Annotated in this window: 14 protein-coding genes; 6 read left to right on the top strand and 8 right to left on the bottom strand. The window is 68.3% G+C overall.

The genetic code is table 11. From position 1 onward, the window contains the following. Positions 1–18 precede the first annotated feature (18 nt). On the top strand, positions 19–1,230 hold the full coding sequence (locus LGM71_RS06845) for an MFS transporter (RefSeq protein ID WP_151047356.1): 1,212 nt from the start codon (positions 19–21) through the stop codon (positions 1,228–1,230). A 142-nt stretch (positions 1,231–1,372) separates the two neighbouring features. Here LGM71_RS06845 and LGM71_RS06850 read toward each other — a convergent pair whose 3' ends face one another. Both LGM71_RS06850 and LGM71_RS06855 read right to left on the bottom strand, forming a co-directional pair. Continuing rightward, positions 1,373–2,941: a trypsin-like peptidase domain-containing protein gene (locus tag LGM71_RS06850; protein ID WP_226114364.1), complete on the bottom strand. Its 1,569-nt coding sequence runs from the start codon at positions 2,939–2,941 to the stop codon at positions 1,373–1,375. A gap of 245 nt (positions 2,942–3,186) precedes the next feature. Beyond that, positions 3,187–4,062 (bottom strand): LysR family transcriptional regulator, encoded by an 876-nt coding sequence (locus LGM71_RS06855; RefSeq protein ID WP_226114366.1) that lies wholly within the window; start codon positions 4,060–4,062, stop codon positions 3,187–3,189. A 131-nt stretch (positions 4,063–4,193) separates the two neighbouring features. On the opposite strand from LGM71_RS06855, the gene LGM71_RS06860 reads away from it, so the two are divergent. Then, entirely contained in the window at positions 4,194–5,447 is a 1,254-nt protein-coding gene (locus LGM71_RS06860; RefSeq protein WP_226114367.1) for an MFS transporter, read from the top strand. Between the two features lie 47 nt (positions 5,448–5,494). Here LGM71_RS06860 and LGM71_RS06865 read toward each other — a convergent pair whose 3' ends face one another. Next, entirely contained in the window at positions 5,495–6,967 is a 1,473-nt protein-coding gene (locus LGM71_RS06865) for a PLP-dependent aminotransferase family protein (RefSeq protein ID WP_226114368.1), read from the bottom strand. Between the two features lie 161 nt (positions 6,968–7,128). On the opposite strand from LGM71_RS06865, the gene LGM71_RS06870 reads away from it, so the two are divergent. Next, positions 7,129–8,328: a GNAT family N-acetyltransferase gene (locus LGM71_RS06870; RefSeq protein WP_226114369.1), complete on the top strand. Its 1,200-nt coding sequence runs from the start codon at positions 7,129–7,131 to the stop codon at positions 8,326–8,328. A 23-nt stretch (positions 8,329–8,351) separates the two neighbouring features. Here the strand turns inward: LGM71_RS06870 and LGM71_RS06875 are convergent, their stop codons facing one another. Next, positions 8,352–8,834, bottom strand: a complete 483-nt coding sequence (locus LGM71_RS06875) for a DUF3331 domain-containing protein (protein ID WP_151052376.1) — start codon at positions 8,832–8,834, stop codon at positions 8,352–8,354. A 564-nt stretch (positions 8,835–9,398) separates the two neighbouring features. On the opposite strand from LGM71_RS06875, the gene LGM71_RS06880 reads away from it, so the two are divergent. The 3 genes from LGM71_RS06880 (at position 9,399) to LGM71_RS06890 (ending at position 12,279) form a co-directional block, all read left to right on the top strand. Further along, complete coding sequence (locus LGM71_RS06880; RefSeq protein WP_226114765.1) at positions 9,399–10,463, top strand: 2,3-butanediol dehydrogenase; 1,065 nt, start codon at positions 9,399–9,401, stop codon at positions 10,461–10,463. 220 nt (positions 10,464–10,683) lie between these two features. After that, positions 10,684–11,340, top strand: a complete 657-nt coding sequence (locus LGM71_RS06885) for a VC0807 family protein (protein WP_059607286.1) — start codon at positions 10,684–10,686, stop codon at positions 11,338–11,340. A gap of 72 nt (positions 11,341–11,412) precedes the next feature. Beyond that, positions 11,413–12,279 carry a CPBP family intramembrane glutamic endopeptidase gene (locus LGM71_RS06890; RefSeq protein ID WP_226114370.1) on the top strand — a complete coding sequence of 289 codons (867 nt, stop codon included), beginning with the start codon at positions 11,413–11,415 and terminating at the stop codon, positions 12,277–12,279. Positions 12,280–12,331: 52 nt separating this feature from the next. Here the strand turns inward: LGM71_RS06890 and LGM71_RS06895 are convergent, their stop codons facing one another. From LGM71_RS06895 to paaK, 4 genes are all read right to left on the bottom strand, one after another. Next, a complete protein-coding gene (locus LGM71_RS06895) occupies positions 12,332–13,312 on the bottom strand; it encodes an aldo/keto reductase (RefSeq protein WP_226114371.1) in 981 nt (326 codons plus the stop codon). 228 nt (positions 13,313–13,540) lie between these two features. Further along, positions 13,541–14,215, bottom strand: a complete 675-nt coding sequence (locus tag LGM71_RS06900; protein WP_059819240.1) for a MarC family protein — start codon at positions 14,213–14,215, stop codon at positions 13,541–13,543. A 120-nt stretch (positions 14,216–14,335) separates the two neighbouring features. Continuing rightward, complete coding sequence (locus LGM71_RS06905) at positions 14,336–15,136, bottom strand: enoyl-CoA hydratase-related protein (protein ID WP_226114372.1); 801 nt, start codon at positions 15,134–15,136, stop codon at positions 14,336–14,338. A 38-nt stretch (positions 15,137–15,174) separates the two neighbouring features. Next, positions 15,175–16,497, bottom strand: a complete 1,323-nt coding sequence (gene paaK, locus LGM71_RS06910; protein ID WP_226114374.1) for a phenylacetate--CoA ligase PaaK — start codon at positions 16,495–16,497, stop codon at positions 15,175–15,177. Between the last annotated feature and the right edge of the window lie 31 nt (positions 16,498–16,528).

The following is a 16,528-nucleotide window of genomic DNA, read 5'->3' on the forward strand; positions in this document are numbered from 1 at the left end:
TGAAATCTGGAGAACAAGATGGATAAAAATTGCGGGGCAGCGACCGTGGGTATCGGATGCGCTGAGACGGTGAATCGTCTCCCCGTGGGAGCGTTGTTTGCATTGGCGATGGCCAGTTTCATCGCCACAGCGAACGAAACTGTGCCGGCTGGCTTGCTTCCAGAGATTGCACAAGGGTTCCACGTCAGCGAAGCCTGGGCTGGGCAACTTGTAACCCTCTGTGCGCTCGGGTCGGGTGTAGCAGCCATCCCGCTGACCGCAGTTGTCCGTAAGTGGCAACGGCGGCATGTCTTGTTGCTGGTGTTGGCCGCGTTTCTCGTTTGCAATGCGATCACTGCGGTGTCGACGAATTACGTGCTGACGCTGGCTACGCGCTTTGCTGTGGGACTCGCCACCGGACTGGCTTGGTGCCTTTTGGCGTCATACGCGCGGCGTATGGTTCCCGCGTCGATGCAGGGACGCGCGCTTGCGGTGGCGATGATCGGCATTCCTTTGGCGTTGTCGGTCGGGGTGCCGTTAAGCGTCTGGCTCGGCAGTATGGTCGGCTGGCGCAGCATCTTTGGCATTATGTCCGGGATGTCACTGGCGTTAATGGCCTTGGTGTGCTGGAAAGTGCCGGATTATCCTGGCGAGATGACGAACCACCGTTTGCCGATGCGGCGAGTCCTCATGATCCGGGGCGTGCGACCCGTGCTGTTCGTGGTGATGGCCTGGATTCTTCCACATTACATTCTTTACACGTACATTGCGCCTTACCTGGCATCGGTCGGACTGGCGCGCGATGTGGATTCTGTGCTGCTGATCTTTGGTATCTCTTCCATGCTCGGCATTTGGGTTATCGGTTCTCTCGTTGACGGGTGGCTGCGCCTGTTGGTATTGGGCGGGCTCGGAGCCTTCGCCTGCGTTTCGGTGATATTTGGGTTAGGCGCCACGTCACCCACGGTCATCTGCGTTGGCGTTGCGATCTGGGGCTTCAGTTTCGGCGGAGCGCCGACCCTTCTTCAGACTGCTTTGGCCGATGCAGCCGGCGAGGGGGCTGACATCGCGCAGTCCGCATTGGTGACGGTGTTCAATCTTTCGTTTGCCGGTAGTGGAATTGTCGGTGGGGTACTACTCGGGACGGTAGGCGTCGCTTCTTTTCCGTGGGTGGTCGCGTCGCTGCTGGTGATTGGCGTGTTAGCGGCATGGCAAGCGAATGCCCATGGATTTCCGTCTGGGCAGCGTCAATGAATGGACCAGGCACGTCGCTACGCGCAAGCCGCGAACGGCCGATGGCGGAGGTGTAGCCGCCTTACAAACATCCGGTCAAACGCCTTCGTGAGTGACGCCTCTGGCCGCACACCGACGCTCTTCCCACCCTCCCGTCAACACCCTACCGCGCACGCACCGACACGAACTTCCGCGCATTCTCGCGCTGGATCAGCACCGCGATCACACCGCCTTTCGCCTCGAGCGACTGCACGTCGTCCGGCGTTTCGAGCAGCGTGTCGTTGAGCTCGAGCACGACGTCGCCCGGACGGATGCCCGCGTTCGCGGCCGGCCCGCGCACCGCATCCACCATCATCCCGACCGCGAGCCCGGTCGAACGCCGTTCGGCGTCGCTCAGCGGATGCATCGTCAGCCCGAGCCGATCGCCGCTGTCAGCCGGCCGCGCGGCCGCCATCGCCACGCCGGCGGCACCGCCCGCGCCAACCGTGCCCGCGCTGCCCGTCGCACCCGCGTTGTCGATCGCGTCGCCGGTCGCCGCGCCGGTGACCGTCAGCATCATCGGCGCGCGGTTGCGGATCAGCCGCACCGGCGCCTTTGCGCCTGGCGGCAATGCGGCGGCCAGGTCGTTCAGTTCGGCCGACTGGCCAATCGGCCTGTCGCCGAACTTGACGATCACGTCGCCGGGCCTCACGCCCGCCGCGGCGGCCGGCGAGCCGGGATCGACGCCGTTGACGAGCGCGCCCGCCGGACGCGGCAGGCCGAACGCAGCGGCCAGCCCGACGCCGACGTCCTGTACGTCGACGCCGAGCGCGTTGCCGGACGACGCGCGCTGCGCCTGCGCATTGGCGCGGCTCTGTGCCTGCACCTGCGCACGCACCTTCACGGCGAGCGCGATCGGGATCGCGAACGTCGTGCTCGCGTACCGGTCGGCGCCCGTATAGACCTGCACCGCGATGCCGATCACGTCGCCCGCGCGGTTGAACACGGGGCCGCCCGAGTTGTCGGGATTCACCGCGATGTCGGTCTGGAAGAACGGAAACCCGCTGCCGTCCGGCAGCGCATGCGACGTCGCGCTGATGATGCCGGCCGTGACCGTGTTGCCAGAGCCGTCCGGCGCACCCATCGTCATCACCGGTTCGCCGGCGCGCACCCTCGACGAATCGCCGATGCGCACGACCGGCAGCTTCGTCGCGTCGACGCGCAGCACGGCGACGTCGCTCTGCGGATCGACGGCCAGCACCGTCGCCTTCAGGTCGCGACGATCGGCCAGTCGCACCGTGACATCGGTCGCATCGTCGACGACATGCGCGGACGTGAGGATCAGCCCGTCGGCGCTGACGATGAAGCCCGAGCCGCTGCCCGACAGCGTGCGCGGCGACGTATCGGGCGCCGGCGCCAGTGGACCTTGTGCGGACGCCGGCGGACCGCCGCGGCGGAAGAACGCGGCAAGCGGATCGTCGGAATCGAGAATCGCGAAGGACGGGCCACCGGCCTGCTGGTCGGGCGCGGCGGTCATGATGGTGACGACCGCCGGGCCGTAACGGTCGACGATCGCCGGGAAGTCGACCGGCATCGAGTGAGGCGATGCGGCGAGCCGGTTCTTCATGACAGGCGGTGTGGCGGGCGGTGCGACGGCTCCGGCAACAGCTGGCGATGGCGACAGCAACGAGGCGAATACGCCCCCGATCAACGCGGTGCGAAGCACGGCGCGAGCAAGCGTCTGGCGAACCACGGTGCACCTCCCCCGGCAGTCGCGGCGCCGCCCCGCGCGCCACGCGCGGGCGCCCGACAAGCACCGGTACACCCCTCCATTTATAGTCCAAGCGGCATCCGGAACATACGAATCGAAACCCGCATGCCGGGTCGTCACGCGACGGAGGAGCCGCGACAGCGTTCGGTCCGGGCAAAGTTCACGGTTCGTCAATCAGAATATCCACCCGATACCGCGGCGATGCGCACGACGACGTGCGTCCCGCGCTACCAGGCCAGCAGCAGAAAGTTGCGCACCACCGCCGACGGGTCGTCGCGTCGCGACGCAATCGCGAGCCTCGCGCGCAGCCCGTTGCCCGCGACCTGCCGATACACGACGCCTGCGACCCGCACCTGCGTGATCGCCTTCGGCACGATCGACACGCCGAGCCCGGCCGCGACGAGCGTCACCGCCGACGCGATTTGCGGCGCCGGCTGCGCCATGCGCGGCTGGAAGCCGGCGGCATTGCACGCCGCGACGATGTCGTCGAACAGTGCACTGCCCGCTTCGCGCGGCACCTGCACGAACGCCTCGTCGGCCAGTTCCGCCAGGTCGATGCGACGCCGCTGCGCGAGGCGATGCGCGACCGGCATCGCGACGAACATCGACTCCTCGTCCCAGTCCGCTGCCCGCAACGTGTCCGCGATACGACGCTCCGGACGCACGATCGCGACATCGAGCCGCCCGGCTTCCAGCGCCTCGAGCAATACGCCGGAGGTCGCCTCCTGCAACGTCAGGTCCGTATCCGGAAACGCTTCGCGAAAGCGGCGAATCAGGTCGGCCACTTTCGAGTTGAAGGCGGCCGTCCCCGTGAATCCGACCCGCAGTTGCCCGATTTCCCCACGCGCGGCCCGTTTTGCCGCCCGCGCCGCGCGCTCCGCATCGTCGAGCACGCGCCGTGCCTCTTCCGCGAACACCTCTCCCGCAACGGTCAGCTCGGCACCGCGTGCGGTCCGCCTGAACAGCTCCACGCCGAGTTCGTTCTCGAGCGCCTTGATCTGCTGGCTCAGCGGCGGCTGCCCCATGCCGAGCGCCTCCGCGGCCTTGGTGAAGTTCAACGTGGCCGCCACGGCCAGGAAGTATCGGAGATGTCGAAGTTCCATGTGATCTCGGTCGACGGAAATGGCGATCCAGCCATTCGCAAAAGGTATTGCTACGGTTCATTTCATATATTGGACATATATATGACCGTGCGCAAGAATTCGGCTATTCCGCAGCCCATCGGGTCCATACCATGTCGAATCCCGCGATTTCGTCCGCCGCGACGCACGCCCCGAGCGCCGCGCCGGATGCGCTGCCCGCCGGCGTGTCGCCCCGCTCGGCGGCCTACAAGCGCATCGCACTGGCACTCTTCCTGGCCGGCTTTTCCACCTTCTCGCTGTTGTACTGCGTGCAGCCGCTGCTGCCTGCGTTCGCGCGCGAGTTCAACCTGGGCGCGGCGTCGAGCTCGCTATCCCTGTCGCTGTCGACGGGGATGCTGGCGGTCTCCATCCTGTGCGCCGGCGCGCTGTCCGAACGCTTCGGCCGACGCGGGCTGATGTTTGCGTCGATGACGCTCGCGGCACTGTTCAACGTGCTCTCGGCGATCGCGCCGAACTGGAACCTGCTGCTGATCTGGCGCGCGCTCGAAGGCTTCGCGCTCGGCGGCGTTCCGGCAGTGGCGATGGCCTATCTGGCCGAGGAAATCGCCGCCGACGGGCTGGGCCTGTCGATGGGTCTTTATGTCGGCGGCACCGCGTTCGGCGGCATGATCGGGCGAATCGGGATGAGCGCGCTCGAGGAGTATTTCTCCTGGCGCACCGCGATGCTGACGATCGGGATCATCGACCTGGTCGCGTCGGTCGCGTTCGTGATGCTGCTGCCGCAGTCGCGACGCTTCGTGAAGCGAACCGACCTGACGGTGCGTCACCACCTGCGGCTGTGGAACGCGCAGTTGCATCATGCGCGGCTGCCGTTCGTATTCGCGGTCGGCTTCCTCATGATGGGCGCGTTCGTGACCGTATACAACTACGCCGGGTTCCGGCTGACGGCCGCGCCGTTCAACCTGAGCGCGACCGCATGCGGGCTGATCTTCGGCGCCTACCTGTTCGGGATGGTGTCTTCATCGAGCGCCGGTGCACTCGCCGATCGTCTCGGGCGCGCGCCCGTCCTCATCAGCGGCATTCTCGTGTTCGCGGCCGGCCTCGCGCTGACGCTGTCGCATTCGCTCGTCGCGATCATCGTCGGGATCGTGCTGATCACGATCGGCTTCTTCATCGCGCATGCGGTCGCGAGCGGCTGGGTTGGCCACCTTGCAGGTTCCGCGAAGGGGCATGCCGCGTCGCTCTACCTGCTGGCCTATTACCTCGGGTCGAGCGTGCTGGGCTCGGTCGGCGGCACGTTCTGGCAACACGGTGCGTGGTCTGCGGTCGCCGCGTATGTCGCGGTGCTGCTCGTGCTCGGCCTGGCGGCTGCCCGCCGGATCATGCGCGAGGAACGCGTGCGGTAAGTTCCGATTCGCCCGCTTCGCCTCCCGGCGATGCGCAGCGACGCGACTCAATCGCCCGCGACCCGATACGCGATCGTCGACAACGTCCGCAGCATCGGCGCGAACGCATCGGCCGACGTATTGCCGAACCCGAGCACGAGCCCGTTGGCCGCCGACGTCGCATGGATCGAAAAACCCGATAGCGGAAACGGCCCGATCCCGTGCACGCGCGCCGCCTCGACGATCGCGCGGTCGCGATAGCGTGCCGGCAGCCGCAGCGCCAGATGCAGCCCGCACGGCCCGCCCTCGACCTGATGCGGCACGGCGAACGCGTCGTCCAGCGCGGCGAGCAGCAAGCGCCGCCGGTCGCGGTACAGCCGGCGCATCCGCCCGAGATGCCGCCCGTACTCCCCCGTCTCGATGAAATCGGCGAGCGCGAGCTGCACGTGGCGCGTCCCGCCGCGCAGCATCTCCGGCAACGCCGGCCGCACCGCGGCCAGCAGCGCGTCGGGCAGCACGAGAAAACCGATCCGCAACGCCGGAAACATCGTCTTGCTGAACGAGCCGAGATAGACGACCGGCGAGTCGGCCGCGAGCCCGTGCAACGCGCCGATCGGCTCGCCGGTATGCCGAAACTCGCTGTCGTAATCGTCCTCGATGATCCACGCGCGATGCCGGCGTGCGGCGTCGATCAGTGCGAGCCGGCGCGAGATCGACAGCACCGCGCCGGTCGGGAACTGGTTCGACGGCGTGGTGTAGACGAGCCGAGGCGGCCGCTCGCGCCAGTTCGCGTCCTCCGCGCGCAGCCCCTCCGCGTCCACCGGCATCGGCACGACGTCGAGATCGGCCGCCTGCATCGCGGTGCGCGCGCCGCGATAGCCGGGTTCCTCGACCCAGACCGTATCGCCCGGGTTCGTCAGCAGTTGCGCGCACAACGCGATCGCACCCTGCGCGCCCTCGGTGATCACGATCTGCTCGGGATCGCAGCGCACGCCGCGCGTCACGGCCAGATGGCGCGCGATCGACTCGCGCAGTGCGCGCTCGCCGAGCGGGTCGCCGTACGCGAGCAGGTCGCGGCCGGCGCGGCGCAATGCACGGTCGATCGCGTGCCGCCACGCATCGACCGGGAAATGCGACAGCGCGGGCACGCCCGGCCGGAAGCCGTCCGATTCGCCGGTGCCGATCAGGCTCGGACGGATCCGGCCGAGCCGCTGCGCGACGGCCGGCGGTGCGGCCCGCCGACGCGGCGCGGCCGGCCGCGACAGGCCGACCACGCGCGTGCCGCGACGATCGGATTGCAGGAATCCTTCGGCGACGAGCTGCTCGTAGACCGCCGCCGTCGTGTTGCGCGACACGCCGAGCGTCTCGGCCAGCGCACGCGTGCCGGGCAGCCGCGTGCCGGCCGGCATCGCGCCGCCGAGAATCGCATCGCGCACGCGGCGCAGCAACTGCCGCTGCAAGGAAGGCGCGCCGGCCGTGCGCGTGAGCGGCGCGTCGAGCGGCAGCAGTGGCGCGGCACCGGAAGGAATGGCAGTCGTCATCGGAATATCGCGGCGTGGAAGTCTCGGTGCATGGCGCCATCGTCGCGCCTTCGTGGCACCATAAATTTGCCATCGTCTGGCGCTTCTCATGGTACCTCGCCGGGACTACGATCGTCTGCATGCCGGCATGTCGCCGGCCGCCAACCGAAGCGAGATCGACCTTGTCCACGCTCACCAACGACTTCCAGCAGCCCATCGGCCACCCCGTTCCCGACTGGTCCGCGCGCGCGCGCCCGGAGCGCATCGTGCTCGAGGGCCGCTACTGCCGCCTCGAACCGCTCGACGCCGACCGCCATGCCGCCGACCTGTACGCCGCATATGCGCTGGCGCCCGACGGCGGCGACTGGACCTATCTCGCGCACGGGCCGTACGCCGACGAGTCGAGCTACCGCGACTACGCGCGCGGCGCGGCGGCGAGCGCCGATCCGCTGCACTACACGGTGATCGACCGCGCGACGAACCGCGCGGTCGGCACGCTCGCGCTGATGCGCATCGACCCGGCCAACGGCGTAATCGAGGTGGGCTCCGTCACGTTCTCGCCGCGGCTCAAGCGCACGCCGATTTCGACGGAAGCGCAGTACCTGCTGATGAAGTACGCGTTCGACACGCTTGGCTACCGCCGCTACGAATGGAAGTGCGACGCGCTCAACGAGCCGTCGCGCAAGGCGGCCGCGCGGCTCGGCTTCCGTTACGAGGGCACGTTCCGGCAGGCGATCATCTACAAGGGCCGCAATCGCGACACGGCATGGTTCTCGATCATCGACGGCGAATGGCCGGACGTGCGCGCCGCGTTCGAAGCGTGGCTCTCGCCGGAAAACTTCGACGCCAGCGGTACGCAACGCGAGTCGCTCGTTACGATCCGCCACGCGCGGGCGCGGGCGCGCGACGCAGCCAGCCGTGAGAACGACGCGACGCGCATCACGGTCCGACCGCTCGTCGCCGCCGACGAAGCCGCGTGGCGCCCGCTGTGGCAGGGGTACCAGCGGTTCTACGAGACCGCGCTGAGCGACGCCGTGTTCGCGACGACATGGGCGAGCCTGATGGATCCCGCCGAACCGATGTTCGCGCTCGGCGCCTTCGATGCGTCCGGCACGTTGGTCGGCATCGTGCACGCGATCTATCACCGCTCATGCTGGACCGAAGGGCCGTACTGCTATCTGCAGGACCTGTTCACGGCGGCCGACGCACGCGGACAAGGCGCGGGCGGTGCGCTGATCGAGGCCGTGTACGAGCGGGCCCGCGAAGCCGGCGCGAGCCGCGTGTACTGGCTCACGCACGAAACCAATACGACCGCGCGCGCGCTGTACGACAAGCTCGCGACCAACGCGGGGTTCATTCAGTACCGGAAAGATCTCAAGTAACACGCAGGTGCAACCGGTCGCGCTCAGCCCAGGGCATCGTCCGGATCCGTCGCCTCGCCGCAGGCTGGTGCAACGTGACGCGCGGCGCCGGCCGCAGGCGGCACCGACGCGGGGTGGATCATCTCGTCGCCGTTGACGGGCACCGGCCGCCGCACCGGCCGGTACACCGGTTCACCCGGCTCGATCGCCTGCCCCGAGATCGCGCAGCGGCCCGCCTGCAACGCGACGCGCAAGCGCCAGCGTTGCTCGCCGTAATGGCAGCGCCCGCTTTCGCTCCAGCGCACCAGCAAGCCGTCGTCGCCAGCTTCCAGAACCGACACGAACAGTTGCGGCCGCAACGGTGAAACGCCAGGTGCGACAGGCTCCGGAGATGACGCACGACCGGCGCGCTCCGGCGGCCGGGCCACCCCGACCTCTGCCGGCAGCGGCATCGCGTCCCGCTCGTCGGCTACCAGCATGTGGTACGAGACGTACCCGCAGATCAGGCTTTCGATGAAGTTTGGCATCCTGGACGACCTTCAGTGAAGATTGAAACGAGCCGCGCCGCGCTCGGCCCTTCGCGCAGCAGCGCCGGCCGATTCGGTCATGCGCCGCCTCCGGTGCCACCGCCGCGCACGCATGCGATCGGACATTGCCGCAGATGATACAAATTGAACTTGACTTCAAGTAAAGGGGGGAGTGGGCGCAACGATGCGTTTCACCGATCGGCACAATTGGCTGGCACGACGGTGGTGGAGGCGCAGCCACCCAGCCACGCGTCTCACGTTTCGTCTCAATCAGCTGAGACGAATGTCCCGGGGTCTCACCCGCCCCAACCCGTCGCAAGCGCAGCAAATTTCAGGCACGATTCGCTCTGCACGCGCTGATGCCGGTGCAAGGCCAGTTGCTGCACCGCACACCGCCCCTCCCGCTCCGTCACCACCCGACCGCCCATTCGGGCTGGCCCCGTTCCTGCATGTCGGTCGCTCGCGCAATCGCGCGACGGACGCATCAACCCCTTGCCGCGCGTCCGACAACAACCTGACGGAGACAGCAACGTGAGTACACCGGCACCGAACACCGCTCCCAGCATGAAGGCCGCCGTCTGGCACGGCCGCAACGACATCCGCGTCGAGGAGGTTCCCGTTCCGGCGCATCCGCCGGCCGGCTGGGTCCAGATCCGCGTGCACTGGTGCGGGATCTGCGGCTCCGACCTGCACGAGTACGTCGCCGGGCCCGTGTTCATCCCCGTCGACGCGCCGCATCCGCTGACGGGCCTTAAGGGACAGTGCATCCTCGGCCACGAATTCAGCGGAGAAATCGCGGCGCTCGGCGCCGGCGTGACGGGTTTCACGGTCGGCGAGCGCGTGACGGCCGACGCGTGCCAGCATTGCGGCACCTGCTGGTATTGCCGGCACGGGCTGTACAACATCTGCGAGAACCTCGCGTTCACCGGGCTGATGAACAACGGTGCGTTCGCCGAATTCGTCAACGTGCCGGCCGAACTGCTGTACAAGCTGCCCGACGACTTCCCGACCGAGGCCGGCGCGCTGATCGAGCCGCTCGCGGTCGGGCTGCATGCGGTGAAGAAGGCCGGCAACATCGTCGGCCAGACCGTCGTCGTAGTCGGCGCCGGCACGATCGGCCTGTGCACGATCATGTGCGCGAAGGCCGCGGGCGCCGGACGCGTGATCGCGCTGGAAATGTCGGCCGCGCGCAAGCAGAAGGCGCTGGAAGTCGGCGCGACGGTCGTGATCGACCCGAAGGCGTCCGACGCGATCGCGGAAGTCAAGGCGCTGACGGGCGGCTACGGTGCCGACGTGTCGTTCGAGTGCATCGGGCACACGGCCACCGCGCAGCTTGCGATCGACGTGATCCGCAAGGCCGGCAGGTCGGTGATGGTCGGCATCTTCGAGGAGCCGACGTCGTTCAACTTCTTCGACATCGTGTCGACCGAGAAGGAAGTGATCGGATCGCTCGCGTACAACGGCGAATTCGCGGACGTGATCCGCTTCATCGCGGACGGCCGCATCGACGTGCAGCCGCTGATCACCGGACGCATCAACCTCGGCGACATCGTCACGCATGGCTTCGAGGAACTGGTCAACCACAAGGATCGGAACGTGAAGATCATCGTCCAGCCCGCGACCGCCTGACGAACCTCGGACCGGCCGATGACCGCCGCGTGCCGGACGGACGCGGCGCCGAACGGTGCCGGGGCAACCCTGTCGCCGCCGCGACGCCCGCCCGGCCGGTACATGGTCCCGCCCGTTCTCGGTGCGCGCGCAACGGCACCGGGCGCGGGCGCGCGGGGTCGGACTTCGATATACTCGAAGCGACATCACCGCCCCGCGCCCCGCCCGCGCACCCGCTTCCGTGAAACCACGAGCCGGCCTGATCCTCGAACTCGTCGTCAACCTGCTGCTGCCCTGGGTCGCATACCGGGTGGCGCATCCGTATTTCGGCGAAACCGGTGCACTGTATGCGTCGGCGATTCCACCGATCGTCTGGTCCGTCGTCGAATTCATCCGCTCGCGCCGCATCGATGCGGTGGCTGCCGTCGTGCTGCTCGGCATCGCGCTGTCGATCGCCGGCATGGCGCTCGGGGGCAGCGCGCGCACGTTGCTGATGCGCGAATCGCTCGCGTCCGGCACGATCGGCGTCGTGTTCCTGCTGTCGTTGTTCCGCGATCGTCCGCTGATCTTCTATCTCGCGCGCGCGACGGTGGCCCGCGAGATGGCCGGCGGCGCCGCGCGTTTCGAGGCGGTCTGGGCCGAGCAGCCGGGGCTGCGCCAGATGCTGCGGCTGATGACCTTCGTGTGGGGCGCGTGCATGACGCTCGAGATGCTGCTGCGCCTGTGGATGGTCGTCACATGGCCCGTCGAGCGCGTGCTCGTCGTGTCGCCGATCATGGGCTACACGGTGTTCGGCACGCTGCTGCTGTGGACCTTCTGGTACCGGCGGCGAATGCGCGAGCGCAACCGCGTCGACATCCCTGGCCGCGACGGCGTCACCGAAATCGCCGGCCGCTGACTGCCCGCCCCGCGGCATGTCACGGCCGCTAGGGTATGATGCGCGGCGTTTCGTCCGACCCTGCATCGCCCCATGTCTCTCTCGCTTCTCCCGTGTGCCACGATCTGGCTCGCGCTGTTCGCGGCCGCTGCATTCGCGTGGCAGCGCCCGCTGCACGTCCTGAGCATCGCCCTTGCCGCGCTCGGCTATGCCGCTGCGCTGGCGTTCGGCAAGCTCGAGCCGATCGTGCTCGCGCCGATCGCGCTGCTCGTGGCCGCCGCCTGGGGCGTCGCGCCGGGCCGTCCGTTCGCGGTGCGGATCGGCGCGCACGTCGTGTTTGCCGCGCTCGCGATCGCGTTGACCCTGCACCTGATCCCCGGCTTCCACAATCCGCGCGTGATCGAGCCGATGCGTTTCACGCCGGATGCCGTGCCGTTCACGATGTACCTGAATTTCGACAAGCCGCTCGTCGGCCTGTGGCTGCTGTGGGCGCTGCCGTGGACCGCGCCGGACGTCCCGCCGGCGCGCGCGTTGCGCACCGGTGCCGTGGCGGCCGTCGCGACGGCGGCGGCCTGCCTGGCCGGCGCGCTCGCCTTCGGGATGGTCGGCTGGGCGCCGAAATGGCCGGCGTCGGGCTGGATGTGGCTCGTCAACAACGTGCTGCTCGTCACGCTCGCCGAGGAAGCGCTGTTCCGCGGCTACGTGCAGGGTGGACTCACGCGCGTGCTCGGACGGTTCGGATGGGGGCCATGGGCCGCGCTTGCGATCGGCGCGGTGCTGTTCGGCGCCGCGCACGCGGCCGGCGGCTGGCCCTGGATCGTGCTCGGCACGGTGGCCGGCTTCGGCTATGGTCTCGCCTGGCGGCGCGGCGGGCTGCTCGCGTCCGCGCTCGCGCATGCGGGGCTGAACGCGATCCACTTCGGGTTGTTCACCTACCCGATGTTCGCCGCCGCGCGCTGAACGCCGTGCGCGACGGGGCGGCGGCGGCAGCCCGCCGGTTTCGCGCGGTTGGTCAGTTGAAGCCAGCCACCGCGTGCGGCACGTAAGGGCCCTCAAGCGCCGCGATTTCGTCGTCCGTCAGCTTCAGTTGCAGGGCCCCGAGCGCATCGTCCAGATGATGCGGCTTCGAGATGCCGACGATCGGTGCGGTGACGCCGCGCTTGTGCGCGACCCACACGAGCGCGACCTGCGCACGCGGCACGTTGCGCGCGGCGGCGATCGCGGCAACGGCCTCGACGACCGCGCGATCGGCATCGGCCGTCGCGTCGTAGAGCCGTTGGCCGACGTCGTCGCTCTGCTGCCGGCCGGACGACTCGTCCCAGTTGCGCGTCAGCCGACCTCGCGCGAGCGGGCTCCACGGAATCACCGCGACGCCTTCGGCCTCGCACAGCGGCAGCATTTCCCGCTCCTCCTCGCGATACAGCAGGTTCAGGTGGTTCTGCATGCTGACGAAGCGGGTCCAACCATTCTGCTTCGACGTGTACAGCGCCTTCGCGAACTGCCACGCGAACATCGACGACGCGCCGATGTAGCGCGCCTTGCCGGCCTTCACGACGTCGTGCAGCGCCTCGAGCGTCTCCTCGATCGGCGTGCCGTAATCCCAGCGGTGGATCTGGTACAGGTCGACGTAGTCGGTGCCGAGCCGCTTCAGGCTCTGGTCGATGTCGGTCATGATCGCCTTGCGCGACAACCCCGCGCCGTTCGGCCCCGGCCGCATCCGGTAGAACACCTTGGTCGCGATCACGACGTCGTCGCGCTTCGCGAAGTCGCGCAGCGCGCGGCCGACGATCTCTTCCGACGTGCCGTCCGAATACATGTTCGCGGTATCGAAGAAGTTGATGCCGGCCTCGATCGCGCGCTGGATGATCGGGCGGCTTTCCGCTTCCGGCAGCGTCCACGGATGCGTGCCGCGTGACGGCTCGCCGAACGTCATGCAGCCCAGCACCAGCTTCGACACGTCCATCCCGGTCGACCCGAATTTCACGTATTCCATCGCGCGCCTCGTCATTGAAGTGGGGTGACGGCCGGATGCGCACCCCGGTTCGCCGCGCCGGGCGCGAACGCCGGGGCATGCATCCGCCGGACGTCGCATGGTATCCCGCGGCGCGCAAACGCGTATCGGTGCGCACGCGCGCTGCCGGCCAAGGCCGGACGGACGAACGCCCCCCGCAGCCCGGACACGTCGCTCGGGCCCGGGTTGCGCGTCGAATGACGAACGAAGTTACTTGATCTGGTCGGCGAGCGGCTGCAGGAATTCGGAGAAGCCGGTCAGCATGATCTGCACGCCGATGCACAGCAGCAGGAACGCCGACACGCGCTTCGCGACCTTGGTGCCTTCGGTGCCGAGATAGCGCGAGAGTAGCGCGGCACGGCTGTAGGTCAGCCAGATGACGACCGCGACGAGCGCGGAAACCGCGATCGACACGATGCTCGACAGCATGAACTCCGACAGCTTGTGCGTGCGATTCGCGTTCAGCGCGATCGCGGTGGCGATCGAGCCGGGGCCAACCGTCAGCGGGACGGTAAGCGGAAAAAACGCGCGGGTCATGATCGCGTTCGCATTGATCGGCTTGATCGGCGTATCGCCGCCGCCCGCCGGGCCGTCAGGCTCGTTCAGCATCTGCCACCCCGCGACGGCGACCGCGAAGCCGCCGCCGATCCGCAGCGCTTCCATCGAAATCCCGAAGAAGTGCAGCACCGGCGTGCCAGCGAAGAACGCGACCAGCAACACGATGAACGCGTTGAACGCCACCTTCTTCGCGAGCAGGTTCCGCTCGTGCTCGGTCAGCGCCTCGGTGCGCTCGAGAAACAGGAACGCGATGCCGATCGGATTGATGATGCCGATCAAGCCGGTGAAGCCGAACAGGATCTCGGAGATAAGGCGATTGACGATCATCGGAAGCGAAGAAGCGGTCAGGGCTGGGCCGGCGGCGCGCCGGGGGTCACGCATTGTAGAGCAAGCGCCCGCGCCCGCGACGCAAATCGCGCCGCGGGCCCGACGGGCCGCGCCCCGCCCTTATTCGGCGACCGGCTCCCACGCCGGCGGCCGCTTCGCGAAGAACGCGGCGAAGCCCTCCTTTGCTTCGGGCGTCGCCCGCACGCGCGAGATCGTCTGCGCGGTGAACGCCGCGCGTTCGTCCGACGGCGGATACTCGCCGATCGCGTCGAAAAAGCGCTTGATCTCCATCAGTGCGTTCGGGCCATTGCGGCTCAGCTCGGCGAGCGTCTTGTCCAGCGCCGCGTCGAGTGCGTCGGGCGGCACGGCCTGGTGGATCAGCCCGATCGCGACGGCTTCGGCGGCCGCGAGCTGCGTCGCGGTCAGCGCGAGCCGGCGCGCCTGGCGCTGGCCGACCGCCTCGACCAGATACGGGCCGATCACCGACGGCAGGATCCCGAAACGTGCCTCGCTGACCGAGAAGCGCGCGTGATCGCTCGCGATCACGATGTCACAGGCCGCGCACAGGCCGACGCCGCCGCCGAACGCGTGGCCCTGCACGCGCGCGACCGTCGGCTTCGGGCACTGCCGGATCGCCCGCATCATCGCGGCGAACCGCTCGGCGTCGCGCAGGTTCGCGGCCGCGTCGTTCGCGCTCGCGCGCTGCATCCACTGCAGGTCGGCACCCGCGCAGAACGCGCGGCCGTCCGAGCGCAGCACGATCGCGCGCACGTCGTCACGCCCGCCGAGCGTCGTGAACGCGTCGGTCAGCTCGGCGATCATCGTCTCGTCGAACGCGTTGAGCACGTCACCGCGCTGCAGCGCGACGGTCGCGATGCCGCGCGCATCGACGGCGACAGCCAGGGTCTTCAATCCATCCATCGAACAGGTTTCCTCAGGTAGAACGGCAAACATCCGAATTACGCGGCCTGGCGGCGGTCGATCACGCGCCGGGCCTTGCCGGTCGCGCTCGCGGGAATGCCGCCAGCCGCCAGCACTGTCACGCCGGACGACACACCGACCATCGTCTTGATCCGGTGCTGCAACTCGCGCGCGAGCGCCGCGCGAGCGCTTTCGGTGACCGACGCGGCCGCTTCGGAGCGCAGTTCGACCGCGAGGTCGAGCCGGTCCATGTGACCGTCGCGCGACAGCGTGATCTGGAACTGGCCCGACAGCTGCGGCAGCGCCACGACGATCTCCTCGATCTGGCTCGGGAACACGTTCACGCCGCGCACGATCAGCATGTCGTCGGAGCGGCCGGTGATCTTCGCGAGACGGCGCATCGTGCGCGCGGTCGGCGGCAGCAGCGCGGTGAGGTCGCGCGTGCGGTAGCGGATCACCGGCATCGCTTCCTTCGTCAGCGACGTGAACACGAGCTCGCCCTGGCTGCCGTCGGGCAGCACTTCGCCCGTGACGGGATCGATGATCTCCGGATAGAAATGGTCTTCCCAGATCACCGGGCCGTCCTTCGTCTCCACGCATTCGCATGCGACGCCCGGGCCCATCACTTCCGACAGCCCGTAGATGTCCAGCGCGTCGATGCCGACGCGCGTCTCCACTTCCTCACGCAGCGCCTGCGTCCACGGCTCGGCACCGAAGATGCCGATCTTCAGCGACGATTCGGCCGGGTCCATCCCTTGCCGCACCATCTCGTCGATCAGGTTCAGCATGTACGACGGCGTGACGAGAATGATCTTCGGCTCGAAATCGCGGATCAGCTGCACCTGCTTCTCGGTCTGGCCGCCCGACATCGGCACGACCATGCAGCCGAGCCGTTCCGCGCCGTAGTGAATCCCGAGACCGCCCGTGAAGAGCCCGTAGCCGAAGGCATTGTGCAGCGTGTCGCCCGGGCGGCCACCGGCCGCGCGGATCGAGCGCGCGGTGACGTTCGCCCAGGTATCGATGTCGCGCGCGGTGTAGCCGACCACCGTCGGCTTGCCCGTCGTGCCGCTCGACGCGTGCACGCGCACGACCTGCTCGCGCGGCACCGCGAACAGCCCGAACGGATAGTTGTCGCGCAAATCGTTCTTGGTCGAAAACGGGAATTTCGCGAGATCGGCGAGCGACTTCAGGTCGTCCGGATGCACGCCCGCCGCATCGAACGTGCGGCGATAGTGCGGGACGTTGTCGTACGCGTGGCGCAGCGACCACTTGAGACGCTCGAGCTGCAGCGCGTGCAGTTCGTCGCGGCTGGCGGTCTCGATCGGCTCGAAGGCGGCGGCGGGATGCGTCGGGTGAGTCATCGGGGTGCTCCTCCAATGGAGTGATGTCGTT

The sequence above is a fragment of the Burkholderia sp. AU33545 genome, assembly GCF_020419685.1.
Lineage (GTDB): Bacteria > Pseudomonadota > Gammaproteobacteria > Burkholderiales > Burkholderiaceae > Burkholderia > Burkholderia diffusa.